The 25,773-nt window shown below is 63.1% G+C and carries 23 protein-coding genes; 15 read left to right on the top strand and 8 right to left on the bottom strand.

The features are described from left to right. Nucleotides 1-5: 5 nt before the first annotated feature. Genes LC343_RS04415 through LC343_RS04405 form a run of 3 tightly spaced genes read right to left on the bottom strand, consistent with a single transcriptional unit; the run spans nt 6 to nt 2,411 of the window. Nucleotides 6-812, bottom strand: coding sequence for a TrmH family RNA methyltransferase (locus LC343_RS04415; RefSeq protein ID WP_223475871.1), 807 nt, complete (start codon nt 810-812; stop codon nt 6-8). Further along, nucleotides 802-1,638, bottom strand: a complete 837-nt coding sequence (locus tag LC343_RS04410; protein ID WP_223475870.1) for an isocitrate lyase/PEP mutase family protein — start codon at nt 1,636-1,638, stop codon at nt 802-804. Before LC343_RS04410 ends, LC343_RS04415 begins: the two co-directional genes overlap by 11 nt. Further along, nucleotides 1,635-2,411 carry a HugZ family pyridoxamine 5'-phosphate oxidase gene (locus LC343_RS04405; RefSeq protein ID WP_223475869.1) on the bottom strand — a complete coding sequence of 259 codons (777 nt, stop codon included), beginning with the start codon at nt 2,409-2,411 and terminating at the stop codon, nt 1,635-1,637. The genes LC343_RS04410 and LC343_RS04405 overlap by 4 nt, the downstream gene beginning before the upstream one ends. Nucleotides 2,412-2,521: 110 nt before the next feature. Here LC343_RS04405 and LC343_RS04400 point away from each other — a divergent pair, with 110 nt between their 5' ends. From LC343_RS04400 to LC343_RS04345, 12 genes are all read left to right on the top strand, one after another. Beyond that, nucleotides 2,522-3,136 carry a thymidine kinase gene (locus LC343_RS04400; protein ID WP_223475868.1) on the top strand — a complete coding sequence of 205 codons (615 nt, stop codon included), beginning with the start codon at nt 2,522-2,524 and terminating at the stop codon, nt 3,134-3,136. Between the two features lie 140 nt (nt 3,137-3,276). Continuing rightward, nucleotides 3,277-3,531, top strand: a complete 255-nt coding sequence (locus LC343_RS25110; RefSeq protein WP_223475867.1) for a PepSY domain-containing protein — start codon at nt 3,277-3,279, stop codon at nt 3,529-3,531. 7 nt (nt 3,532-3,538) lie between these two features. Beyond that, on the top strand, nt 3,539-4,114 hold the full coding sequence (locus LC343_RS04390) for a cytochrome b/b6 domain-containing protein (protein ID WP_223475866.1): 576 nt from the start codon (nt 3,539-3,541) through the stop codon (nt 4,112-4,114). Continuing rightward, on the top strand, nt 4,111-4,635 hold the full coding sequence (locus LC343_RS04385) for a helix-turn-helix transcriptional regulator (RefSeq protein WP_223475865.1): 525 nt from the start codon (nt 4,111-4,113) through the stop codon (nt 4,633-4,635). The genes LC343_RS04390 and LC343_RS04385 overlap by 4 nt, the downstream gene beginning before the upstream one ends. Before the next feature lie 133 nt (nt 4,636-4,768). Then, complete coding sequence (locus LC343_RS04380) at nt 4,769-5,857, top strand: hypothetical protein (RefSeq protein ID WP_223475864.1); 1,089 nt, start codon at nt 4,769-4,771, stop codon at nt 5,855-5,857. Nucleotides 5,858-5,900: 43 nt separating this feature from the next. Then, nucleotides 5,901-7,043, top strand: a complete 1,143-nt coding sequence (locus LC343_RS04375) for a hypothetical protein (RefSeq protein WP_223475863.1) — start codon at nt 5,901-5,903, stop codon at nt 7,041-7,043. Further along, nucleotides 7,036-7,227, top strand: coding sequence for a hypothetical protein (locus tag LC343_RS04370; RefSeq protein ID WP_223475862.1), 192 nt, complete (start codon nt 7,036-7,038; stop codon nt 7,225-7,227). The genes LC343_RS04375 and LC343_RS04370 overlap by 8 nt, the downstream gene beginning before the upstream one ends. A gap of 3 nt (nt 7,228-7,230) precedes the next feature. Then, a complete protein-coding gene (locus LC343_RS04365) occupies nt 7,231-9,144 on the top strand; it encodes an AAA family ATPase (RefSeq protein WP_223475861.1) in 1,914 nt (637 codons plus the stop codon). Beyond that, nucleotides 9,141-10,421 (top strand): DUF6638 family protein, encoded by a 1,281-nt coding sequence (locus LC343_RS04360; protein WP_223475860.1) that lies wholly within the window; start codon nt 9,141-9,143, stop codon nt 10,419-10,421. Before LC343_RS04365 ends, LC343_RS04360 begins: the two co-directional genes overlap by 4 nt. Before the next feature lie 18 nt (nt 10,422-10,439). Continuing rightward, nucleotides 10,440-11,552 carry a DUF2333 family protein gene (locus LC343_RS04355; protein WP_223475859.1) on the top strand — a complete coding sequence of 371 codons (1,113 nt, stop codon included), beginning with the start codon at nt 10,440-10,442 and terminating at the stop codon, nt 11,550-11,552. 93 nt (nt 11,553-11,645) lie between these two features. Continuing rightward, complete coding sequence (locus LC343_RS25220; RefSeq protein WP_223475858.1) at nt 11,646-14,270, top strand: CHAT domain-containing tetratricopeptide repeat protein; 2,625 nt, start codon at nt 11,646-11,648, stop codon at nt 14,268-14,270. 147 nt (nt 14,271-14,417) lie between these two features. Then, nucleotides 14,418-16,097 carry a formate--tetrahydrofolate ligase gene (locus LC343_RS04345; protein ID WP_223475857.1) on the top strand — a complete coding sequence of 560 codons (1,680 nt, stop codon included), beginning with the start codon at nt 14,418-14,420 and terminating at the stop codon, nt 16,095-16,097. A gap of 53 nt (nt 16,098-16,150) precedes the next feature. Here the strand turns inward: LC343_RS04345 and LC343_RS04340 are convergent, their stop codons facing one another. The 4 genes from LC343_RS04340 to LC343_RS04325 form a co-directional block, all read right to left on the bottom strand. Then, nucleotides 16,151-17,686, bottom strand: a complete 1,536-nt coding sequence (locus LC343_RS04340) for a pyruvate kinase (RefSeq protein ID WP_223475856.1) — start codon at nt 17,684-17,686, stop codon at nt 16,151-16,153. Nucleotides 17,687-17,725: 39 nt separating this feature from the next. Further along, on the bottom strand, nt 17,726-18,043 hold the full coding sequence (locus tag LC343_RS04335) for a DUF4342 domain-containing protein (RefSeq protein WP_223475855.1): 318 nt from the start codon (nt 18,041-18,043) through the stop codon (nt 17,726-17,728). Nucleotides 18,044-18,160: 117 nt separating this feature from the next. Beyond that, the gene (locus tag LC343_RS04330) at nt 18,161-18,928 is read right to left on the bottom strand and encodes an extensin-like domain-containing protein (RefSeq protein ID WP_223475854.1); all 768 of its coding nucleotides are present in this window, start codon (nt 18,926-18,928) and stop codon (nt 18,161-18,163) included. A gap of 6 nt (nt 18,929-18,934) precedes the next feature. Then, nucleotides 18,935-19,879: a L,D-transpeptidase family protein gene (locus tag LC343_RS04325; RefSeq protein ID WP_223475853.1), complete on the bottom strand. Its 945-nt coding sequence runs from the start codon at nt 19,877-19,879 to the stop codon at nt 18,935-18,937. Nucleotides 19,880-20,257: 378 nt separating this feature from the next. Here LC343_RS04325 and LC343_RS04320 point away from each other — a divergent pair, with 378 nt between their 5' ends. The 3 genes from LC343_RS04320 (at nt 20,258) to LC343_RS04310 (ending at nt 24,683) form a co-directional block, all read left to right on the top strand. Next, nucleotides 20,258-22,480: an anthranilate synthase gene (locus LC343_RS04320; RefSeq protein WP_223475852.1), complete on the top strand. Its 2,223-nt coding sequence runs from the start codon at nt 20,258-20,260 to the stop codon at nt 22,478-22,480. 22 nt (nt 22,481-22,502) lie between these two features. After that, nucleotides 22,503-23,402, top strand: coding sequence for a cation diffusion facilitator family transporter (locus LC343_RS04315; RefSeq protein ID WP_223475851.1), 900 nt, complete (start codon nt 22,503-22,505; stop codon nt 23,400-23,402). Nucleotides 23,403-23,627: 225 nt separating this feature from the next. Then, the gene (locus tag LC343_RS04310) at nt 23,628-24,683 is read left to right on the top strand and encodes a PAS domain-containing sensor histidine kinase (RefSeq protein WP_223475850.1); all 1,056 of its coding nucleotides are present in this window, start codon (nt 23,628-23,630) and stop codon (nt 24,681-24,683) included. 106 nt (nt 24,684-24,789) lie between these two features. Here LC343_RS04310 and LC343_RS04305 read toward each other — a convergent pair whose 3' ends face one another. After that, entirely contained in the window at nt 24,790-25,755 is a 966-nt protein-coding gene (locus LC343_RS04305; RefSeq protein ID WP_223475849.1) for an agmatinase, read from the bottom strand. Nucleotides 25,756-25,773: the final 18 nt, after the last annotated feature.

Raw genomic sequence — 25,773 nt, 5'->3', positions numbered from 1 at the left:
CGGATCTACCGGGAAAAACGGCGATGCAGCGCGACCGCGCCGGCGGTGGCGACATTCAGGCTGTCGAAGCCCGGCGCCATGGCGATGGAAAGCGTTTCCAGCCGCTGCAACCATTCTTCCGCAAGGCCGGGGCCCTCGCTGCCGAGAACCAGCGCCTGGCGTTCCGCCGGTTGCCATTCGGCGATATCGGTCCGGCCCGCCGGCGATAGCGCGGCGATGGAAAAGCCGCCCGTCGACAGCGCTTCGATCCCGGCTTCCATCGATGCGATCCTGTGAAACGGCACCCGCAGGACACCGCCGACGGAGACGCGCACCGCCTTGCGGTAGAGCGGGTCGCAGCATTGTGGATCGAGCAACACCGCATCGACGCCGAAGGCCGCGGCGTTGCGAAAGATCGCGCCCATGTTGTCGTGGTTGGAGATCGCCGACAGCAACAGGAGTGTCTTCCAGTCGGCCGGCATTTCGTTGGGCAGTTCAGCCGTATCGCCGGGAATGTTCGCGATGGCGAGGATGCCGCGATGCATGTGGAAACCGGCAATGGCGTCCAGGACCGGCTGTGTCGCGCAATAGACGGGAACGTCTGCCGGGAGCGTATCCAGCAAACCGGAAAGGCCGGCTAGCCTGTTTTCCAGCACCAGCAGCGAATGCACGGGAAAGCGATTCTGATCGACGAGAACCTGAAGAACGGTCCTGCCTTCGGCGATGAAATGCCCCTGACGACGGATCAGGTCGCGTTCGCGAATGTCGCGGTAGATCGCAATTCTCGGATCGTCGGGATCCTCGATGCGGATTGTGGTCACATCAGCCGACATCGCCGCCGGCTTGCAGCATGAAATCGACGGCCTTGCCCGAGGCGGCTTTCTGGAGGGGCGTGAAGTCACCTTCGTCCAGCATAGCGGTTGTCGCGTCGATCAGGATCTTGTGTGTAGCGCGTGCGAGCGCCGACCCGACACTGATCCGGCGCACGCCCGCCGCCTCGAAATCGGCCCTGGAATATTTGGCGAAGCGGCCCGCGGCGAGCGCGTTGACCGGCTTGGAGACGCTTTTGACGATCTTGGCCAGCGCCTCGATGTTGGGCGGCAGCGGCACGTAGAGGAGATCGGCGCCGGCTTTCTCGAAGGCCTGGATGCGCCGGATCGCTTCCTCGACATCATAGGCGCCGTTCATCACGCCGTCGGCACGCGCGCAGAACACGAATGGTCGGCCCAGCGCCCGCGCGGCGGCGGCGGCCGCGCGGACCCGCTCGACCGCGATATCGAGCGGATAGGCGGGATTGCCCTCAGACATCATCGTGTCTTCGATGGAACACCCCGATAATCCGATTTCGCCGGCGAGCCGGATCGTCTCGGCGACGTCGTCCGGCGTGTCGGCGAAGCCGTTCTCGAAGTCGCCGCTTACCGGGAGGCCCGTCGCCGCGACGATCGTCTCGGCATGGGCGAGAGCCTCGTCGCGGGTGATGCTTCCCATGTCGGGCCGACCGAGCGTGAAGGCGAAGCCGGCGCTGGTCGTCGCGAGCGCCTGGGCTCCGAGCGCGGCCATTACACGGGCCGACCCGGCATCCCAGGGATTGGGGATAACGAAGCATCCCCGTTTGTGCAGCGTCTGGAAACGCTGGTGTCGTACGGACAGTGCCGTCATTGAAACGCTCCGATTTCCTCGCGCGCCTCGGCCGCCATACGGGCAAGCATGCCGCGCAGTTCGGATGCGTTTTCGAGCGGCGCGGGATACCAGACCCGGCAGGTCTTGTCGCCGGCGACAAGGTCCATTCCTTCCGAATCGAGGGCCGCGATGCGCCATGATCCGGCCTCGGCTCTGCCGATGACGCGTGCATAAAGATCGACCGCCTCGCGGTGATCCTCGTTCATGTGGGCGACAGCGCTTTCTTCCATGGCCGAGACGCCATCGACATCGCCCTTCAGCGCGAAGTCCCCGGGTGTCAGTTCGTAAGCCTTGCCGAAACCGCCATTCATGCTCGAACCCTGGATCTCCAGCCGGAAAAAGGCGAAGTCGCCGAAATCGGCATAGAGGGAAGCCTTTGGCTGGCGGGCGAGGTAGCGCCGGCGCACCCGCTTGCCCTCATCGGTATCGCGTTCGATCCTGCGGGCTTTCGTGAACAGCGTGATCCGTGGATGGGCGAGCGGGTCGCCCTTTCCCATCGCGCCGACGAGAAGCGATGTGCGCGGGTCCTCCAGCATCGGCCTGGTATGTCCGGATAGCGAGGAGACGAGAATGATCGGGGTTCCGTCCATATCCGTGGCGAGCGCGACGCGGCTCGCGCCGGGAAATCCTGTCTCGTGATTGTAAACGGCCAGTGCTCCGTGACGAGCGGTCGCGACAAGGTCTCGCGCCAGGCGGACTGCTTCCGCGTCGGTCTCCAGCACGATTTTCTTGGGCTTGTCGTCTGCGTCCATGACTTTCGGTCCTTCATCTGTTGATTGGATGGTCCGGCGCATGGCCGCTTGCGCCGATTGCGGTTATGTCATCGAATTCGGGACAGCGAAAGGCAGTCGGGACGCGGCCGATGGCGAAACTCTATTTTCATTACGCGACGATGAATGCCGGCAAATCGACCATGCTGTTGCAGGCATCCTTCAACTACCGCGAGCGGGGCATGCACACGCTGCTTTTCGTCGCGGGCCATTACCGGAAGGAAGCCGATCTCGGCTACATATCGTCGCGCGTCGGGCTGGAATCGGATGCGGAGATGTTCCGCGACGGCGACGACCTGTTTGAGCGCGTCCGCGAGCATCATGCATCCAAGACGACCCATTGCGTCTTCATCGACGAGGCGCAGTTTCTGCAGGAAGAGCAGGTCTGGCAGCTCGCCAGGGTTTGCGACCGGCTCGGTATTCCGGTGATGTGCTACGGGCTGCGGACGGATTTCCAGGGCAATCTCTTTTCCGGGTCACAGGCGCTTCTGGCGCTGGCCGACGAGATGCGCGAGGTGCGCACGATTTGCCGCTGCGGCCGGAAGGCGACGATGGTCGTGCGGATCGGGCCGGACGGAAAGGTCGCGCGCGACGGCGATCAGGTCGCCATTGGCAAGGACGCCTATGTCTCGCTTTGCCGCCGGCACTGGGAAGAAGAGATGGGCCGCGTGCAGGCGGAAGATCTGGTCGGCTTCGCGAAACAGTAGGCGTCCTGCCGTAAGCGCGGGCTTATTGCCGTCCAATAAGCCTGCGGCCGATTTCAAACACCCCACAAAGCGATGAACTCCCCGACATGCGCTGCCGGATTGGCCGCGGCGCAGCACAACGGAACACAAGGAGTTATCCCGTGCGCAAACTCATTCTCACCACCGCCGCTATCTTCGTCGCCCTGCCTGCCTTCGCGGCGGAACTGTCGATGGGTGCGGAACTCGGCAAGAGCATGGACGAGGTCAAGGCGTCGCTTGCCTCGTTGGGCTACGAAGTCCGCAAGGGCGAGATGGAGGACGGCATGATCGAGGTCTATTTCGTCAAGGACAAGACAATGGGCGAGGTCTATGTCGATGCGGCGACGGGCAAGATCGCCAAGCTGTCGATGAATTGAGCCGGTCATGAGCGCTCATGAACTGGAGGGTGCCGGCGAAGCCGGCATCCGTGCCATCCCGGTCTGGGATCCGCTCGTCCGGCTGATCCACTGGTCGCTTGTCGCCACGATTGTCCTCAACGGCTTCGTGACCGAGGACGAGAGCAAGCTGCATGAATATGTCGGTTACGCCGCGCTCGGCCTCGTGGTGCTGCGGCTTGTCTGGGGGATTGTCGGGCCGCGTCATGCGCGGTTCTCCGCCTTCCCGCCCAATCCCTTCGCCGCGCTGCGCCATATTCGCGACACGATAACGGCGCGCAATGTTCTGCATCTTTCGCACAATCCCCTGGGTGCGCTTATGGTGTATAACATCTGGGCAACGGTCCTTGTCCTCTGCGCCACGGGCATCATGATGGGGACCATACGGTTCTTCGGTCTGGAATGGGTCGAGGAGGCTCACGAGGCGGCGTTCACCTGGCTCATGATCTCGGTGGTCCTGCACCTTGTCGGTGTGGTCGCCGATAGCTGGTTGAGCGGCGTGCCGCTGGTGCGGGCGATGATCGACGGTCGCAAGAGGGTCCCGGTAGACCGGGAAGTGGAATGAACGAGACGACAGGCAAACGGCGGGCTTACGTGCTCGCCGTTCTCATCGTGGCAAACATGATGTGCGCGGTATTCTTCGCGGCGGATGTCATCGCCGATTTCGAGGCGTTGGGAAGCCAGGAGTCCTTTCATCTGATGATCGAGGCCATCGCGGCCGTCGTGCTGGTCTTCGGAACCGGTTTCCTGCTCATGGAGTTGCGTCGGCTCCTGCAGCGCAATGCGTCCATGGAGATCGGCATTCGCGCCGCGCGCGGCGAGATGCAGTCCGTCATCGACCGGTTCTTTTCCGATTGGGGGTTGTCCGACGCCGAGCGGGACGTCGCGCTTCTGCTGCTCAAGGGACTGGACAATGAGGCGATCGCGTCGATCCGCGGGACGGCCACCGGCACGGTGCGGGCGCAGTGCGCGCGCATATACGCCAAGGCGGGCGTCGACGGACGGTCGCAACTGATGAGCGTCTTCATGGAAGAACTCCTCTCGGAGCCGCTTGGAAGCGCTGCGGCGGGACAACGCGCCGCCTGACAGTAATTTGGCGGTTTCACACCGATTTCGCCTTGCAAGCGCCATACTTCAAAACGTAATCCTCACGGTCTATACCGAAAGCGTCCGCAACTTACGCTACGGACGACCCGCCTGGCCGAAGGAGACAGCTTTCATGGCGACCTTGCAGAATTTTGACGCCGAGATCGAGAAAACGAAGCAGGTCGTCGACGACATGCGCTCGAAGATCGAGCAATCGGGAATCGTTCTGGAGAAATTCGCCAAGGCCGACCAGGCCATCGGCGATGCCGATTTCGACATCGAGAACGCACGTATCCAGGACGTGCTCAAGCAACAGCAGGTTATGGAAGGCAATATCGCCGACCTGATCATCGGCCTCGAGGACGCGACCAACGTTTTCGGCTCCGAATTCGAGAGCATGAAATCCTACAGCGGTTTCGAGAAGCTTGTCGGGATGTTCTCCAAGCAGCGCATGCAGCGCATGCGGTCGGAACGCGTGCGCAACATGTCGCTTGCCGGCAATCTGCAGGAACTCCTTGCCAAGTCCGACACGATCGTCGGCATCCTCACCAGCCAGAAGCAGATCCTCGACCAGCGCTACTCGACCTCGGAGGAAAGCCTGCGCACGGTCATCGAGCGGCGCAAGTCCACCATGTTGGAGCTTGAGGCGACACAGAAGCGCATCGAGGAACTCAACCCGATGCTGTTGGACATGGAAAACCGCGTCGCGGCGACCACCAACCAGAAGGACCGCACCGAACTCGAAGGCGAGCGCTCGAAGCTGGCGACCGAGTACAACGAGATGCAGGCCAAGGAGCAGACCCTTCTGGCCGAGAGCCAGACGCTGGAACGCTACACCTCGATGTTCCAGACCTTCGTCGATTCGCTGAACAACCAGATCGCGGCGCAGCAGACGCTGATCAACAAGCTGACGATCGACACCGAACAGCGCATCGTCCTCTACAAATCGCTGGAGGATTCGCTCAAGACCGCCGCCCAGCAGGACGTCGCCCACAAGATCAACACGCTTGGCAGCCAGGTCGACAACGCCGCCGAAACGACCATGGCCGGCATCGGCGCGGCGGCGCAGAAGCACATCGGCGACCTTCTCGAAATGCACGAGAAGAACATGGTCGCCACCGCGGATATCCAGCGGCGCAAGAAGCTCGCCGACGACGCCTTCGCGCGGCGCTTCGATGCGGTGATGAAACAGCACGACGCCGCGGACTATGTGCGCCAGTAGGCGCCGAGCCGAACCGGGGGGCGGCTGAGCGACGATGACGAGGATGCCGGATGATTCACCCGTCGATCGGTATTTCGCGTCGATCCACGCGGCGCTGGAAGGCTTGGACGTCTTCCTGCGCGACGACCGCTCGCCGCTCTACAAACACGGCCTGGTCGCACAGGCCGTCACCGAGTATGTCGAGCGGCTGGAGGCGTCATTCACCTGCTGGCGGCATCATCTGGACTACGCGAAATCGTTTCGCATCTCGCGCGCGGAAAGCGGGTTTCCGGTCTTCCAGAATGTTTTGGAGCTCGAAAACGACCGGATGACCGCCAAGGCGCGGCTGGCGGAGATTCCGGCGCCCGACGCGCTGCGCGAGGAAATGGCGGACTTCATCCTGCGCCACAAGGCGTTCCCGCGCGACCTGCAGCAATCGATGGCCGAACGGCTCTATCTGGAACATGTGCAGGAGGGGCATGTGTTTTCGCCGCTGGTCCTGCCGGAAACCATCAAGGTCTCGGTCAATCCGAAGACGATGCGCCCCTTTTATCTCGTTCATTGGGGCGCCTTCGACGGCGTGTCGAACCTGCCGCTGGTCTATACGGCCATGATCGAGGATTCTTCACCTGACATTGTCAAGATGCTGGTCACCGAAGACGGCAAGCTCGACACGTCGGTGGAGATTCCGCTGCCGGTCGGTGGCCTGCTCAATCCGAAACTGGCGCGCGAATTCGACGCCTTCGCGGAGCGCAATTCGGCCTATTCGCTGTCGCCTTCGACGATCGCCACAAACATGGATCGCGATTTCGACGAGCTGCATCCCAAGCAGCTGCGCCGCATCGTGCTCGGGCCGTTCTATTCGGCAGGCATCACGGAACACAACAAGCGGGTCAACGATGTTCTCGAAAAGGTCGCCAACCCTGCCAATGCCTGGCTGCTGACCTGGACCATCCAGGACATCTATTCAAAGTCGGAAAAGCCTGCCCGCAAGGGGATATGGTCGTCGGAACCGGCGCGCGAGGAATTCCACATCGAGACAGACGATCTCGACGCCGCGCGCATGGGCGTCTCGGCCTATGAGAAGCACGCGCTCATTCCGCACGAAGCCTACCAGGCCCTTTACGCTGCCGGCGAAACCGAGGCCGTTTTCGCGGGCTACCAGACGCATATCATCTCCGGCGGCGAGGTGATCAGCGATGTGTGACAAATGCGAACTCGATCTCCTGATGTATGGCGAGCCCGTGCGCTGCGCGCCGCCGGTCTTCGAGAAAGGGCGTTTCGCGGCAAGTCCGGTCGACAAGGAAGACGACGCAGGCAAGACGAATGCAGTCAAGACGAATGCAGGTTTGCGAAAGGACGACCGGACAGCCCGGCGTGACGAGGAATAGCGGATGGATATCGGGCTGACCCGCATCGACGAGGACGACATCGCGAAACACCGCGCCACGGCGCAGTCTTTCGTCACGCGCATCATCGTGATGGAGGATACCGGCGGAAAGTCCGACACGGCGCTGGCCGGCACCGGGCGACGCTTCGTTTCCACCGTTTCGACCGGCGGCATGAAGCGCACGCGCGAAGTCGAACTGACGCGCCAGATCGCGGCCGTGCGGCCGGACGACCAGATGCTCACCCCGGTGCAGCACAATCTTCTCTACCGAACCCGGCGCGGCATCGCGGTGGCGCTGGCTGTCGCCGATGTTTTCGCCCGCCAGACCGACCTTGAGAGCCTTCAGGCGCGCAACCTGTCCGCGCCGCTGCAGGGCGACGAGGCGGTACGCTTCAAGACGCTGGTCAACGCGGCCGCCTATGTCTCCGCCTTCACGCTCGCCGCCTATCTGCTGCAGATGCTCGATGGCGGCACGGAGCCGGTCAACGATCCGGACGAGCCGGAATTCCTGTTCGACACCGCGCAGGACGCGCTGAAATCGATGGTCGCGGGACTGGCGAAATCGATCGAAGGCGCGGCGGACGAAACCGTCATGCTGCAGCGGGCCAAGGCGTTCGCGCGGGTCGCCGTCGACGGGCTGCTCGGCCGGCGCGGGCGGTTCACCGGGCTTGGCTCTTTCGAGGACAGCCATATCCGCATCGAGGCGGACGATTTCACGCTCGACGGGTTCGATGTCGCGCCGGGCCAGCGCCGCAAGCCGCTGGTGATGCAATTCAAGAAGCCGAACGAGATCATCGGCAACCACATCGCCAAATACCAGGCGACGAAGCTGGCCAAAATGCTGGTCGCCTATGATTTCGACAGACAGCTCAATCCCTTCGTGGAACTCGGCGGCTTCCTGTTCACTTTCATCGGCGATGGCGCGCCGGGCACCGGCAAGACGATCCTGATCCAGATGATCGCCGGGATGATCAACGACTACTGCACGATCGCCGGTTATCCGTTCCACTACGAGAATTTCGGCGTCGACCAGATCTCTTCCTACCAGGGCAAGTCGGGCCAGAACTGCAAGGAGTTCGTCAACACGATCGTCAACCCGAAGGCGATCGGCTTCGGCACGGTCGACGATATCGACCAGGTGGCGGCGAAGCGGTCCGACGACCGGGCATCCGCCGGCCAGCACGAGGTGACCGCCGTCCTGATGGAGAGCTTCGCCGGCGCCACCACCGTCGTGCGCGGCAACTGCTCCTTCGGCATGTTTTCCAACTATCCCGAAAATGTCGATGACGCCTTGCGTCAGCGGGCGGGCGCGCGCTGGCTGGTCGATGGACCGCAGACCGAGGACGACTATGTCGATATCTTCGTGCTGCTGGCGGGCAAGAACCACGCGATCCCGCTTGGCGATCACGATCTCTACGCGGCGCAGGTCATCAAGAAGGCGGTTGCGGCCGCCTATGAAGGCCATGACAGGCCGAAGGAGGACGGGTTGCTCGCGGTCTATGAGCGCTTCCTGGAAGAACGCGGCGAACCGAAAACCATGGCCGATGTCGGCGATTATCTGCATCGCATCAAGATGGCGGAGCCGCGTTTCACCGGCCGTGCGATCAAGAACATCACCGATGCGATCAAGATGCGGGCGATGGATATCGACCTCCCCGACGAGTGGTTCGAAACGCCCGAAGTCTTCCTGCACAAGTCCTACGACGACAAGAAAGCGATGATCGAGGAACTGCGCGGACCGTTCACGATGTCGATGGTGATGCAGGAGATCAATCGCTACGCCGACTCCGAGTTCCGCTACACCGACAAGTCCGACGCGGCCGCCGTCGAGACGATGATCCGCAACGAGCGGCTGCGCGAACGCGCCGCTCGCGAAATCGCCGACCTGAAGTCGAAGGGGCTGTGGAACGGCGCATGAAACGCCTTTACGACAACGAACTGATCTACGGGCGGCTGCTGACGGTGACGCAGCCGCATCTGGTCGAGCGCTACAACAAGGCGCTGAAGGCGTTCGGTCTGCCGGCAACGGTGCTGGAGCGGTTCGACATCGACAAGACCGGCTTCTCGCCGCAGATCGCCGATGAACTCGATGATCCGAACTATCTCGACCCGAACGGCGTCAATCGCCGCTTCATCATCCTCACGCCGGCGCAGTCGACCCTGCCGGTGGTTCACACCTGTTTTTCGAATACCGAAGCGCTCGTCTACGAGTTCTACAATTCCAACTCGCGCGCGATCCAGGCCCTGACGATCAAGGACGTGATCTATGGCGAGATCGAGGACAACGTGTCCACGGTCCGGGACGTCGAGGACCTGCTGTCCATCGAGCAGGTGGAATTCAAGGTGCTGTCGGCCGACGACGTGCTCGGCAAGGCCGCGACCCTGCGGTCGCTGGTCGACCGTCTGAAGACCGAGCCGGAGGCCTGGCGCGACGACGCCATGCTGGAGCGCATGGTCGATCTTGCCAAGGTTGCCGGCGATATCCGCGAGAACAGGCTGGTGCCCGACCAGGTCGTGTTCCGCCACGACGCGTTCTGGACCAGCCATTTCGGCGGTTGCTACATCTTCAACGACGAGAAGATGACCACGGTGATCTGCGATCCCGACGCGCCCGGTTTCCGGCGATCGCGGCCGTGGCAGGTCAGCTATCTGTCGATCCGCGATCAGGCGCGCATCTTCCGGTTTCTCGCCGAGACCGGGCGTCTCGACCCGCCGCGCGCCTCGTGGCTGGAGACCTCGGGCCTGCTCGAACACCGTGCCGAGATGGCGATCCGGGCGCTGTTGCGGAAATCCGATCCCGACGCGGACTACTCCGGAATGGACGCAGTCTGGCTTCAGACCTGGATGCATCGCAATGCCGGACTGATCAATGAGGAGGGGACCTATCCGTTCCTCAACGCGATCAAGCGCGAGATCGCCCAGACGGGCCGGGTCGATATCGGGCGCATTCCCGATCGGTTCCGCTTTTTGCTGGCGCGGGCACGTCCGGAGCACAAGGACGCCTGGCTGGTGAACCGGCTGATCACAGAATTCGTCCCCGACGATTTCGTTTCGCGTTATGTTTTCAACAAGCAGGGCTTCTACGCTGACTACACGGGCTATGACGACGCTTTCCGCCAGCACGTTGTGGAGACCCTGAAGAACACCTATTTGACCGACAAGGCCGCTTTCAGGAAGCGGCTCTACGGTCTCTGACCTTCCTGAGGGGTAGCCATGCTCGATCCGATCATCGCCTTTTTCACCCGCCTTTTCGAAATGATCGGTCGCGGGATCGGGCATTTCGTGGCGTGGCTGCTATGGCCCTTCATCGCGTTCAGGAACTGGCTGCGCGGGCGCGGCTGGTTCGTGAAGATCCCGGTTTTCCTGATCCTGATCGCCATCGTGGTCGGTTATGGACACTTCATCTGGATTGCCGAGCGCTGGGTGAACTGGAATCCGGACTATGTCGCCCGGTACGATCTCGCCAATGCGACCGTGACGCCGGGCGAGCCGATGCCCGAAGGCTCGTCGACGCAATGCGCGCCTTCGGCGATCGTCCAGGTGACGCGCGACCTGATCGACTTCAACGTCAACGAGAATTACTGGGTGCCGCAGCATCCGTTGTCGAAGGCGGGACTCTTCGGCATCGAGTGGAAGAACACGCCGTTCCTCGACAACAAGGCTGCGTTCCAGTTGGGCGTGAACCAGGTCGTCCGGCGCACGACCGTCGAACTTGTCGACCGCCTGGGCCGCGTTCGCGGTACGTCGCAGATCAACCAGAACCTGCAGGATGCCCGCCAGGCGATGGCCTATATCGACGACGCCTGGTGGCTGACCTTCACACCGCCCTTCGTGCAGCCGACGACAGCGGAACGTCAGCGCGAAGCGATGCGGGCGCTCGACGGGTTCAACACCGAACTTTCGAATTGCGAAGGCCAGTTCGACGGACGCACCGACAATCTGATGCAGTTTCTCGACCGGATCACCGGCGATATCGGTTCGACTTCGGATATCCTGCGCCAGCAAATGGAGGCGAGCAATCTCGGCTGGTTCGACCCGCGCGCCGACGACCGGTTCTGGTTCACTTACGGGCAGCTTTATGCCTATTACGGGGTCCTGGAGGCCACCCAGGCCGATTTCAGGGGCGTCTATGACGACCGCCGTTTGAGCGCTGTCTGGGATCGCACCGAGGACCAGTTGCACGCCTCGCTCGACATGCATCCCTTCATCATCTCGAACGGCAATGAATCGAGCTGGATCATGCCGTCGCATCTGGCGACGATGGGCTTCTACCTGTTGCGCGTGCGCTCCAACCTGGTCGAGATGCGCGACATTCTCGACCGGTAGGGTCGGGTGGGTTTCGGTCGTGCCGCCCGGTGGCTTTTGCTCTTTGCCGGGCTGGCCCTCTGGGGTACGCCGGCATTCGGGCAGGAGCCGGCCGTGCCGGCTGGTTCCGATGATCGCCTGACCGAGGCCGAGTTTCGCGAAGTCGCGGATTCGCTGCTCGCGATGCAGGTCGGTTTTGGCGACCATCGCCAGGTCGAGCTTACGGCTCGGCAACTCCATACGATGGTCGTGGAGAGCTTCGGGCGCGATTCCGCGCAGGCGCTGGAAGTCGAATGGCTGATTGCCGATGCGACGATCCGCCAGAGCCGGTTCGAAGAGGCACTTCAAATGGCGCGGAGCATTGCGCCGCGTGCCAACCGGCAGCTTGATCCCGACGACCTCCTGCTTTGGCGGATCTTCAACCTGCTCGTTCAGGCGACGGTTCAGTCCGGACATGCGGAAGAGGCACAGTCGCTCGGCGCCGACATGCTGGTGGAGGCCGAGAAAAGGTTCGGCATGGACCATTTCGCAGCGCTGGCCATCCGGCTTCAAATGGCGCGGGCTGCGCAATTCCTAGGGCAGTTCGAGACATCGCGGACCCACTTCACGCGGATTATAGAGGCGACGGCCCGGTCGCCCGGCAATTGGCAGCGGCAGATCCATGCGACGGCGCTCAGCGAATTTGGCGTTCTCCTGAACGATTCGGGAAAACCCGAAGAGGCGCTCGGCCCACTGAATGACGCGATCGCCGTCTATCTCGATCTTTATAGCGTGTTGAAGCATCCGGATATGGCGCCCGACGTCCTCACGGCGGTGGCGACGAAGGCACGAGCGCTTTGGTACCTGGAACGCCTCGACCTGCTCGAAGACCTCGTCGCTCCGTATCTGTCCCGTATCGAGGACGTCTATGGGCGGGACAGTTCGCATTGGGCCGATTTTGCGAAATTCATGGCGCTTGCCGATTTCGGCAATGGAGGAGATCCGGTTCGCGCCGAGAGGGGCATCGCGTTGCTGCGCGAAGTCGAGGCGATTTATGCCGTCGATCGCAGTCCGCAGGAGCGGTTTTTGCTGGAGGCACGGGACCTTCTCGGTATGTTCCTCGCAAAAACCGGCAGGCTGGAGGAATCGCTGGACGTATTCGGGCGGACGCTTGAAAACGATGCGCTTCCACGCGGCGATTTCTATCTTTACGCGCTGGCGCTTGCGGCGCGCGACGGCGTCTGGGACAGCGCGCGCGCCGGCGAAGGTGTGCTGGACTATTTGCAGGTCGCCCATTTGAAAGGCGCCGCGCGGGCGCAGGCTTTGCTCAACCGCCGCCTTGCCGCGGGAACCGGAGAGGCGGCGTCTGTGCTGCGAGACGTCTCGGATGCGGAGACCGCGATTTCGCTCGTCCGCAAGACCCTGGCTGCCGCCCTGTCGGTGCCTGCGAATGAACGCGATCGTCTTGCCGAAACAGCGTTGCGGGAACGCCTCAAGCAGCTGGAGGAAAGCCGGAACGCGATCAGGCAGCGCATGGATGCGGAGTATCCCTCGCTTGCCGCCGTAACTGGCAATTCATCGCTTTCCAAGGCGGAAATCCAGTCCCTGCTGGGTGAGGATGAGGCGCTTGTCATCCTGGAAACCGGATCGCAGGTCGGCATTCCCATGGCGCTGGTTCTCACGCGGGATTCCGGCTTCTGGTACTCGATCGACACGCCCCCTTCGAATATCGCGGCTGCCGTCGAAGCCATTCGTTCATCGGTGAACCTGGAACTCAACGTCCGAGCGGCTCGCTCGCGCCAGAAAGACAAGGTTGACCCGGCGGCCTTTCCCTTAGACGCCGCGCACTGGCTCTATCGGACGTTGCTCGGCCCGGCCGAGCAGGACCTCGCCGGCAAGAGCCATGTCTATTTCGATCTGCGCGGACCGGTGACGGCGATCCCGCCAGGTCTTCTCGTCGCTTCCATGCCCGCCGACGACACTGCGCAGCCCGAATGGCTGGTGCGGCGTTTCGCGATCACGGTCCTGCCATCGACGTCCGCGCTGCGGACGGCCGGCCTGGGCAGTGTGCGGCAACCGGCGCTGCCGGTGCTTGCCTTTGCCGATCCGGTCTTCGCCGGTACCGGCAATACGGCGCCATCCGCGCTGCGTGGTGCGCTGCGGCCGCTGCCGGAGACCGCCGACGAGGCGGCCGCCGTTGTTTCCGCCCTCGACGCGTCGGACGGCATCCGGCTCGGTGCCGATGCGAGCGAGGCGGCACTCAAGGCAATGGATCTGGAGGATTATCGCGTCCTCTATTTCGCCACCCACGGGCTCGTCGCGGGCGATATCGCCGGGACCGACCGCGCGCCGCTCGCGGAGCCGGCGCTGGCGCTGACGGCGGGCGGGGGCGAGGACGGATTTCTGACCGCATCCGAGATTGCGCAATTGCGGCTCGCGGCGGATTGGGTCGTTCTTTCCGCCTGCAACACCGCGCTTGGCGCGAAACCGGGTGCGGAGCCATTGTCCGGCCTTGCGCAGGCCTTCCTCTATGCCGGCGCGCGTGCGCTGATGGTCAGTCATTGGCCGGTGGAGAGTCACTCGGCCGTGCAACTGATGACCGACCTGTTCAGGTTGCGCGCCGAAGCGCCGCCAATGCGCGCCGCAGAGGCGCATCGCCAGGCCATTCTCTCGATGCTCGATGCGCCGGAAAATCCGGCTTGGACGCATCCGGCCTATTGGGCGCCTTTCATTCTGGTCGGCGTGCCCGACAGGCGCTGAAAAAGCCGCCAGTGGTCTTGCGTCATGCCGCGTGTCGCAAACCGCGCAATGAACGGCTGAATTGCGATTGCGTAGCCTTACCCGTCTGCGTGTATACACGCGCTGCGGCAGTGTTGCCCCTGCCGGGAGGACCAATCGGAGAGCACCATGGCCGAATTCAAGACCGACATCGAAATCGCCCGCGCCGCTGACAAGAAACCGATCCAGGAGATCGGGGCGAAGCTGGACATCCCGTCAGAACACCTGCTTCCCTACGGCCATGACAAGGCGAAGGTCTCCGCCGACTTCATCGCCTCCGTGAAGGATCGCGAAGACGGAAAGCTGATCCTCGTTACGGCCATCAACCCGACGCCCGCGGGCGAGGGCAAGACGACCACCACCGTCGGTCTTGGCGATGGCCTCAACCGCATCGGCAAGAAGACGGCGATCTGCATCCGCGAAGCCTCGCTCGGTCCGAATTTCGGCATGAAGGGCGGCGCGGCCGGCGGCGGCTACGCCCAGGTCGTGCCCATGGAGGACATGAACCTGCACTTCACGGGTGACTTCCACGCCATCACGTCGGCCCACAACCTGCTGTCGGCGATGATCGACAACCACATCTACTGGGGCAACGAACTGGCAATCGACGAGCGCCGCGTGAGCTGGCGCCGCGTGATGGACATGAACGACCGCGCTCTGCGCGATACGGTCGTTTCGCTTGGCGGCGTCGCCAACGGCTTTCCGCGCCAGACCGGGTTCGACATCACGGTCGCCTCGGAAGTCATGGCGATCCTGTGCCTCGCCAAGGACCTGGCCGACCTGCAGAAGCGTCTCGGCGATATCGTCGTCGCCTATCGCCGCGACCGCACGCCGATCTATTGCCGGGACATCGGGGCCGACGGCGCGATGACCGTGCTGCTGAAGGACGCGATGCAGCCGAACCTCGTGCAGACGCTGGAAAACAATCCGGCCTTCGTCCATGGCGGCCCCTTCGCGAATATCGCGCATGGCTGTAACTCGGTGATCGCGACCACGACGGCGCTGAAACTGGCCGATTACGTGGTGACCGAAGCCGGCTTCGGCGCAGATCTCGGTGCCGAGAAGTTCTTCGACATCAAGTGCCGCAAGGCCGGCCTGAAACCGGCAGCCGCCGTGATCGTCGCGACGGTGCGCGCGATGAAGATGAACGGCGGCGTCGCGAAGGCCGATCTCGGCGAGGAGAATGTCGAGGCTGTCCAGAAAGGTTGCCCCAATCTCGGTCGCCACATCGCCAACACCAAGGGCTTCGGCGTTCCCGTCGTCGTCGCGATCAACCATTTCGTCTCCGACACCGAAGCGGAAATCCAGGCGGTGAAGGATTACGTTGCCCAGCAGGGCGCGGAAGCGATCCTGTGCAAGCACTGGGCGAAGGGATCCGAAGGCATCGAGGAACTGGCGAACAAGGTCGTGTCGCTCGCCGAAAGCGGCGCGGCGAACTTCTCGCCGCTCTATCCCGACGAGATGGGCTTGTTCCAGAAGATCGAGACCGTCGCCAAGCGTATCTACCATGCCGATCAGGTCATCGCGGACAAGAAGGTGCGCGACCAGCTGAAGACATGGGAAGCCGAGGGCTATGGCCATCTGCCCGTCTGCATGGCCAAGACGCAATACTCGTTCTCGACCGACCCGAACCTGCGCGGCGCGCCGACCGGACATTCCGTGCCGGTGCGCGAGGTGCGGCTGTCGGCGGGCGCCGGCTTCATTGTCGCGATCTGCGGTGAGATCATGACCATGCCCGGCCTGCCGCGCAAACCGGCCGCCGAGGTGATCCGGCTCAACGACGAGGGCAATGTCGAAGGCCTGTTCTGATCGCGTTTCGGATCGGAGTTACGTTTAGGGGCGCCTGTTCGGGCGCCCCTTTTTCATGTGTCGTTCAGCGGCTGCGGTCCATGCCATGAGGTCAGCGCCGAGAGCCGCGCGGTCTTTTTGAACTGGTGTCGGCCCATGCGGCGCAGGATGCCGGCGAGAAAACGGATCGTCTCGGCGGCATAGGGACCCTTGTTCAGCATCACGCATTCGGCGCGCTGGCCCATCGCCGCGTCCGTGACTTCGGCACGCGAGGGGGCTCCGGTCTTGATCAACGTCTCGAGCACCTGCGTCGCCCAGACCGAGGGCACGTGCGCCGCTTCGCACAGCCAGAGGATTTCCTCCTGGACCTCCGACAGGCGTTCGGTGCCGATTTCCATCGCAAGGTCGCCGCGCGCGATCATCACCGCGACCGGCTGGCTGGCGCCGGCCTGCACGATCAGCCGCGGCAGGTTGCGCACGGCCAGCCCCGTCTCGACCTTGAGAAGCAGCGGCTGCGGCGGGCGGTTGCCGCGATGCCTGTTCAGTTCCGCGACGAGCAGGCGGATGTCCTCCGGGCGCTGGACGAAGGAACAGCCGACCACATCGGCATGGTCGGCCACAAACGCGATATCGCCGATATCCTTTTTCGAAAGCAGCGGAAGATCGAGATCGAGGCTCGGAAAGTTCACGCCTTTTTCCAGTTTCAGCTTTTCGCCCTTGTCGCGTGCGACGGTCACTTCGAGCAGGACGCCGTCGTCGACGGTTTCAATGACCTTCGCGCCGATCTTGCCGTCGTCGATCCAGATCAGCGTGCCGGGCTGGATGCGCGAAACGATGTTCGGAAAACTGATCGTGATTGCGGGCAGATCGTTGTGCGATGTGGCGGGTGCGGTCAGCAGGTGAAAACGGTCGCCACGGAAGACACGCTTGCGCCCTGCCATGTCGATTGTCTCGATCCGGCATTTCGGGCCCGCAATATCCATGATCACCGGGCAGGTTCGTCCGGCCTTTTGCGCGGTTTCACGGATATTGGCGATCATCCGCCCCCATTCGCGCGGGCCGTCATGGGCGCAATTGATGCGAAAGCAGCTCGCGCCGGCCTCGATCAGCTCGGTGACAAGGCCCGGGTCGTCGGCTCCCTCTTCGGGCACCGTCACCATGATGCGGGTGTGGCGTCCGCCGGGGTAGTCACCGAAAAACAGGTTCTGGTCGCGGGTGATGTGGTCCAGTCCGGCGGACAGTTCCTCCGGCGTGGGCCATTGCGCGGGTCGTCCCGTCAAGCCGTCGAGCGTGGCGGCGACGGAGGCGAGCGTCTGCCGGGGATGGGATTCGGAGCGTCCGAGCGAAGAGAGCCCGAGGGCGGACAAATCGGCCTGGAGCTCGACGAGGTCGCGTTGTCGGGCGGCGAGATAGAAAGCGAGGTTTTCCGCAGCCGCGCGAAAGGACTCGCGCCCGATTTCCGGCGCCCAGTCGGCGAGGATCGCCGCGCAGTCGGCCTCGATCTCCTGCTTGCGCTGGTAGAGCAGGTCGCGGCACGCCTCGATGCGCGCCAGTTGAGATGAAGCGTCGACCGCCACGCCTCCCGCCTTGTCGTGTTCCGTTTTTTCCATCTTGCTCGCTCCGAGCGCCGCGGCCCGAATGGCAGGCGATCAGGATTCGGACGGCTTGTCGTCCGCTTCGTCCTCGTCGATCTCGCGCACCACCTCGACCGTAACATGCGTCACCATTGCGGCAATCACGCCAAGAACGGCAAGCCACGGCGCGGCCAGCGCCATCACGCCGCCGGCGACGACGCCGATCGTGAGGGGCGTTTCGAGAACGATATCGCCATCCGACGCCTTGAGGCGAAGCTGACGGACATTGCCTTCCTGGACGATCGCCTTGATCTTTTCGATCAGCTGGTCGCCGGCAATCTCGATTTCCTCGGTGAAGGTTTTCTTCGTGCCCTTGTCGTCCTGCGTATCCATTGGATCACACCCTCGCTTGATATGGAGAAGAGTATGCCGGGCAGCTAACACCGCGATTGTGAAAGTGCGTTGACGCCCGTCAAACGCGTCGGATGGGCAGAACTCGAAAACGCGGGATTACTGACAGAGCCGATAGCCACTTCGCCTTTGGGCGAGATCCATATGCAGATGGTCGTCATGGAACGCGTCCGACCCCGGGCCGAGGACTGTGGTGAAGTGCAGGCATGCGCCCGCGCGCACGGCCTTCTGGAATGCTTCCTCGGGCGATCCTTTTCGCTGTTGCGGCTGGATCGGCATCGGATCGTGGCCATCGAACTCGAACTGGCGCACATCGACGGCGTTGCCGCGCGCATGTTCGGAGATCTTCGCGCCCGGCTGGCTGTTGCGGGTCCGGCAGACATAGGTCGAGGCCTGGCGGATACCCGTCAGCCGAACATCGTCGCCCAGAACCTTGGCTGCGGGGATGACCACCTCGTCGATCCACCGTGCGGTGGCAAGGACGGTGCGGCAGCGCATCTGCGTAGTCGGCGCGACCGAGATGCCGCGCACGATCTCGTCGACCGAGTAGCTCGCCGGGAGCCCGCAAATACCAGGCCCGTCCACCGCGTCCTGCCGTTTGAAGACGGTTCCAAGGGCTTTCAATTGCGCTTCGCAGGCGGCCAGTGCCGCTTCGTCCGGCGCGGGTGGCGGCGGATCGACGGGCTCCGACGGTTCGGGCGCGGTCTGTTCTTTTGCGGTATCCTTCTTATCGACCGCCTTCTCGCGGGAAGGGGCATCTTCGGCCGCCGTCTGTTCCGGTTTTTCCACTGGCAGGGGCACGACGCCGGGCACGTCGCTTGCCGCGAGAACGAACGGAATGAGCAGCGTTATCCAGACAATGCGCATGGAGGATCAGTCGACAAATTCCACAGGTGTTCCGTTCGCGACGAGCATTGCCAGTTCGTTGGCATCCCAGTTCGTCAGACGCAAGCAGCCATGCGAGGCCGTCTTGCCGATCAGTGCGGGATCCGGCGTTCCGTGGATTCCATATGTCGGTTCCGACAGGTCGATCCAGGTGCTGCCGACGGGACCGTTTGGCCCGGGCGGAATCGTCAGCTGCTCATTGTTGTCGCCCTGCTGGAAGTTCTCGTCAGGCCGGTAGGAGTAGGTCGGATCGGTGGCGACGCCGAGCACTTCGTGCGTTCCGGCGGGGGAAGGCGTGTCGCTGCTGCCGATCGTCACCGGATAGGAGAGCATCAGCCGCCCGGTCGAATCGTAGACCTGCAGGCGTTCGCGCGACTTGTTGGCGACGATCCGCGCGACTTCCGTTTCCGCGTTGGCGCCGGGATTGGCCGCCAGGATGGTCGTGCCGGGCTGGGCAAAATCGATGCCGGGATTGAGCGTCTCCAGGAACTCGATATCCATGTGGAAACGCTCGGCGAGCAGTTCCGCCGCGGATTCGTAGCCAAGCCAGTCCAGCTTGGCCAATTCCCTGTAATCCTCGGGTAGGGGCGGCACGATTCCCGAAACATCTTCGACGGTTATCTGGTAGGGACTGACGGCCTCTCCACCGTGGGCCTGTAGCGCCTGCCAGACGTCCTGATCCATGACGCCGTCGACCGGAAGCCCGTTGATCTCCTCGAAGGCGCGGATGGCCCTGTCGACGTTTTCGCCCGCATAGCCGTCGATGACGCCGGGCGATACGCCGCCGCGATCAAGCAGAATCTGTATCTTGGCGGTGATCGCGGATTGCCCGTCCGGAAGGGCTTCGCCGGTAAACTGCGCGGCGTTGATCGTTTCGGCGGATATGGCCTCGGCGCCCGGATCGGGCGCTTCGTTGGCGGATACCGAATTCATCGGCTCCGGATCGAACAGGTGGGATTTTCCCTGATCCTGAGCGGTTGCGGGGTATACGCCCAAAACGGTGCTCGCAAGGAGAACAGAAAGAAAAGGCGCGGTGGAACGGGCTGTGGGCTGATCTGTCATGCAGCGATAACGTGGCAGTGGCCGAAAGGCTCCCCTTGCGACGAAAACCCGCGCAAAATATGCATTGCGCAGACAAGCGCACCGGACTAGTTTGCGGCCATGACGAACTGCAGCGCAACGAAGAATCTCTGGTGGTGGCTCCGCTCCTAGGCGGTGCTGGTCCACGGCTGCGTGTCAGAAATCGGAACCGCCAAGTGCAGAATGCGCTGGCGGTTTTTTGCTGTCTGGCGCGGATAAGAGGACAGGACAATGACAGGAATTGAACGGTCGGACCGCGACAAGGCCAAAGCCGAACCCGATCTGACTTATGTCACGCGGGGTGGCGTGACGGTGAGGCGATATCGCCGCGACGCCGATTACCGGACCGCGATCTCCGACTACACGGACATGCTGGACACCCAGCCGGGTGTGATCCTGTCCTCCAATTACGAGTATCCGGGGCGCTATACCCGTTGGGACACGGCCATCGTCAATCCGCCGGTTCTGATCTCCTCGCACCAGCGCGAGATGACGATCGAGGCGCTGAGCGAGCGTGGCAAGCCATTGCTGGCGATGATCGAGAAGGCGCTCACAGGGGCCGAGCACATCGCCGAACTGACGCCGTCGGATGGTGTTCTGAAGGTCCGGATCGCCGAACCGGCGGCCGTGGTCATGGAAGAGGACCGCACGCGGGCGGCGAGCGTGTTTTCGGCGTTGCGCGCCATCGTCGATCACTTCCACAGCCCGGACGAGAACGATCTCGCGCTCTACGGCGCCTTCGGCTACGACATCGCCTTCCAGTTCGATCCGATCCAGCAGAAGCTCGATCGCGATACCGCGCAGCGCGACCTTGCGCTTTTCTTTCCCGACGAAATCCTTGTCGTCGACAACCACTCCGCGAAAGCGTGGATCGACCGGTACGAGTTTTCCGACGGCGAGATTTCGACCGAAGGCCTCGACGAAACCGTCGCGCCGCAGCCCTTCGCCAAGTCGGAGACCATCCCCCCGCGCGGCGATCACGAACCGGGCGAATATGCGCGGCTGGTCGAGAAGGCCAAGGAGAGCTTCGCACGCGGCGACCTGTTCGAGGTCGTGCCCGGCCAGATTTTCCACGAGCGTTGCGAGTCCGCGCCGTCGGCGATCGCGCGGCGGCTGAAGGAAACCAATCCGGCGCCCTATTCCTTCTTCATGAATCTCGCGCGCAACGAGTTCCTGATCGGCGCGTCGCCCGAAATGTTCGTTCGCGTGACCGGCCGACGCATCGAGACCTGCCCGATTTCCGGCACCATCCAGCGCGGCGAGGATGCGATCTCCGATTCCGAGCAGATCCTCAAGCTGCTCAATTCCAAGAAGGACGAGTCGGAACTGACCATGTGTTCCGACGTCGATCGCAACGACAAGTCGCGGGTCTGCGAGCCCGGAACGGTGCGGGTGATCGGGCGGCGCCAGATCGAGATGTATTCCCGGCTGATCCACACGGTCGATCATGTCGAGGGACGGTTGCGCGACGGGATGGATGCCTTTGACGGCTTCCTGACCCATGCGTGGGCGGTGACCGTGACGGGCGCGCCGAAACTGTGGGCGATGCGCTTCATCGAGAACAACGAGAAGAGCCCGCGCGCCTGGTATGGCGGGGCGATCGGCATCGTGAAGTTCGATGGCGACATGAACACCGGCCTGACGCTGCGGACCATCCATGTGCGCGATGGTGTCGCCTCGGTGCGGGCAGGCGCGACGCTGCTGTTCGATTCCGTGCCCGAAGACGAGGAGGCCGAGACCGAACTGAAGGCCTCGGCGATGCTGGCGGCGATACGCGACGCCAAGAAGGGCAACGCCGCATCGACCAAGCGCGAGGCGGCGAAGGTCGGCGTCGGCGTGAAGATCCTGCTGGTCGATCACGAGGACAGTTTCGTCCACACGCTGGCGAACTACTTCCGGCAGACCGGCGCGGAGGTGCGCACGGTGCGTTCGCCCGTTCCCGAAAAGGCCTTCGACGACTACAAGCCCGATCTCGTGGTGCTGTCGCCCGGACCGGGCATGCCGTCGGATTTCGACTGCAAGGCGACGATCCGAAAGGCGCGCGATCGCGACCTGCCGATCTTCGGCGTTTGTCTCGGCTTGCAGGCGCTGACCGAGGCCTATGGCGGCAATCTCAGGCAGATGAACCTGCCGATGCACGGAAAGCCGTCGCGCATTCGGGTCAACCATCCCGGCAAGGTCTTCTCTGGCCTGCCAAGCAATGTCACGGTCGGCCGCTACCATTCGATCTTCGCCGATCCGTCGCGGCTGCCGGACGAATTCGTCGTCACGGCGGAAACGGATGACGGCGTGGTGATGGGCATCGAGCACCGAACCGAACCGGTCGCGGCGGTGCAGTTCCATCCGGAATCGATCATGACGCTCGGCCAGAATGCCGGCATGCGGATGATCGAGAACGTGGTGGCGCATCTGGTCGACACGAAGGACAAACGAAAACGGGACGCGGCTGCCTGACGGCGGCGGGCGCGTAGGGCCGATGATACAGTTCGATCCGGCCGTGAAGCGGCTGGCGGCGTGGTCCATCGCCGTCGCCGTCGGCGTGATGGGCCTGAAGCTCGTCGCCTGGTATCTCACCGGGTCGGTGGCGCTTCTGTCCGACGGGCTGGAATCGACCGTCAACGTCATCGCCGCCGTGATCGCCTTCGTGGCGGTGTCCTATGCGCAGCGCCCTGCCGACGCCGACCACCAGTTCGGCCATCACAAGGCGGAGTATTTCTCGGCCGTGGTCGAAGGCGTGCTGATCGCCATCGCCGCGTTGCTGATCATCCAGCAGGCGATCCCGGCGCTTCGCGAACCGCAGCTGCCGGAAACGCCGGGGCTCGGCCTCGGCGTCAACATGCTGGCCTCGGCGATCAATGCCGGCTGGGCCACTCTCCTGATCCGCAGGGGCCGGGAGAAGCGGTCGCCGGCGCTGGTTGCCGACGGCCGTCACATCCTGTCGGACGTGGTCACCTCGGTCGGCGTGTTCGCCGGGCTCGTCCTTGCGCTTCTCACCGGCTATGCGATCCTCGACCCGTTGCTCGCGATTGCCGTGGCGATCAACATCATGTGGCAGGGCTGGAAGGTGATCGCCTCCTCGGTCGATGCGCTGATGGATCGCGCGGTGGAGCCCGCCGACGAGGCGCGCATCAAGGAAATCATCGCGGCGAACGCCGAAGGCTCGATCGACGTGCACGATTTGCGCACCCGCGTCGCCGGCCCGGCGACCTTTATCGATTTCCACCTCGTCGTGCCGGAAACGATGAGCGTGGGCGACGCGCATGACATCTGCGACCGGCTGGAGGATGCGATCCGCGATTTCGTGCCGGGCGCTTCCATCGCCATCCATGTCGAGCCGCAGGGCGAAAAGGCGCACGGGATCAGGGTTCGGCTGTAATGCGCAGACCCCGGCCTTGAGCCCGGGCGCGTCTCGCCGCCCGACCGTCAGCGTCATGTCGCGGCATTCCGTGAGGGTTTCATCGACCGGGTGCCGGCTTCGCTTTCGCCGGCGGGGCGGGTATCCTCTTTGCGCGGGAAGTTCCGCCGGCTGGTCCGAACGGGAAAGCTACACACCGGTCGGGAACTGTGCTTTGACGGGGCCTGCTTGCCAGGGGAAAGAGCAATGGACGAAAGCCACGTAGCGTCGCAAACATGGAGGGTCACGCCCGATCCGTTATGTATCCTGGATCGCCAGGGCTGCTTCGCTGCGGTGAACCCGGCCTGGAAGGCGACGCTCGGCTGGACGGAAGCCGAGATGATCGGGGTTCCCTATCTGACCTTCCTGCACCCGGACGACGTCGATCGCTCCATGACGGCCTTCGAGAAGGTGAAGTCGGGCAAGCCCGTATTCCGCTTCGAGAACCGCTATCGTGCCAGGGACGGTTCTTTCCGCTGGTTTTCCTGGGTGGCGGTTCCGGAAGGCGATTTCTTCTATTGTACGGTGCGCGACAAGACCGAGGAAAAGGAACGCGAGCGGATCATCGCCGAGCAGCGCGAAGAGGCGAGCCTCAGGGAACAGTTTCTCGCCGTCCTCGGACATGATCTGCGCAATCCGCTGGGTTCGCTGATCGCGGGGGTGCGGCTGCTGTCGCGCGAGGAGCAGAGCGAGCGGGCGCGCGAGACGCTGCGGCTCATGCAGACCAGCACCGCGCGCATGTCGGAACTGATCGCCAACATGATGGATTTCGCGCGGGTGCGCCTCGGCGACGGGATCGGGCTCGACCGCAGATCGCACAACGATCTCGGCAAGCGGATATCGGAGGTCGTCCACGAGATACAGGTCGCGTTCGAGGACGCCCGGATAGAGGTCGAGACCGACATCGACGGTGAAATCTACTGCGACGCCCCCCGGATGATGCAGGTTCTGTCGAACCTCCTGGGCAACGCCGTGATGCATGGCGCGCATGACGAGCCGATCACGGTCGATGCCGACAACCGGGACGGCCAATTGACGATCACCGTGTGCAACAAGGGCACGCCGATACCCGATGTGAGCCGCGAAAACCTGTTCCGGCCGTTCTTCAAGGGCGGAAAACACGCAAGCCCGCAGGGTCTCGGGCTCGGCTTGTTCATCACCTCGGAGATCGTCTCGGCCCATGGCGGACATATCGAGGTGACCTCGGACGAAGACCTGACCTGCTTCGAGGTCAGTATTCCCGCTGTGCGGGCGGGGGAGTGAAAGAGGAACTTCAAAGGCAAAGTCGGATTGCCGCCGATTGATCCTCTCCGAAAACCCGTCATCAAACTGCGCGCAACAAGGGATTGCGAATGAACGGCGATATTGACTACGCGGTTTGGGATCGGAAATAGCCGGCACGTACTGATGCACCGATCAGGTTCGTTATAAGTCGGCCAGCCGTAATGGATGTGATTTCGTTGACATCCTTGCTCGGGGTGATTTCGACGATGTCCATGCCGACAACTTTGCCTTTGTTCACCAGGCCATGGATGAGCTTGTGCATCTGGGTATAGGTTACGCCTCCGGGTGCGGGCACGAGGACACCCGGCATCACCCCGGGCTCCATCCCGTCTGCGTCGACTGTGATATAATACCGTTCGCCATCCGGTATCCGCGCAAGGACTGCGTCCATGCCTTTGTCGTGAAGCTCATGGGCTGTCGTCAGGTCTGCGCCATACGCTTGTGCAGCCTCAAATTCCTCTTTGCGCGCGCTTCCCTGGCAGCGCAGTCCAATCTGGAAAATCCGGTCGACGTGCGGCATTTCCGAGGCCCGGCGCATCGGGCTTGAATAGCCTTCCGTTTCGCCATTCAGGTGATCGCGCCAATCGAGATGGGCGTCGATCTGTATCACGTGTATAGGCCCGTGATCTTCAAAGGCCCTGAATACCGGGATCGGAACGCCATGATCTCCTCCGATCGAGATTGGCAAAGCGCCGGCCGCCAGGATTTTGCGGACTGCAGCCTCGGCGCGAAGATAGTGCGCATCGAGATCTCGCGGGATGGCGGGGACATCGCCGCAGTCGATCACACGGATATCCTGACCATCGAAAAGCGTGCCGCCCAGATCGAAATCCCAACGTTCCAGACCTTCGCAGGCAATGTCGGAGACCTGCCGGACGGCGGTTGGTGCGTTCGACTGGTCGTTCGTCACTTCCTCCATCGTGTAAGGGCGTCCGTAGGGCAATCCCAGGATGGCGACGTCAGCCTGGAGCGCATCGAGGTCGAGCTCCAGCGGAAAATGGCAGAAGGTCTTGCAGCCTGATCTTGGCGCTACGGTAAGTGGATCCGACATGTCTTGCTTTCCTATCGG

It is taken from the genome of Oricola indica (assembly GCF_019966595.1).
In the GTDB taxonomy this organism is placed as follows: Bacteria; Pseudomonadota; Alphaproteobacteria; order Rhizobiales; family Rhizobiaceae; genus Oricola; species Oricola indica.
The sequence above is the reverse complement of the archived record's forward strand: the minus strand, read 5'-3'. Positions and strand labels throughout refer to the sequence as shown.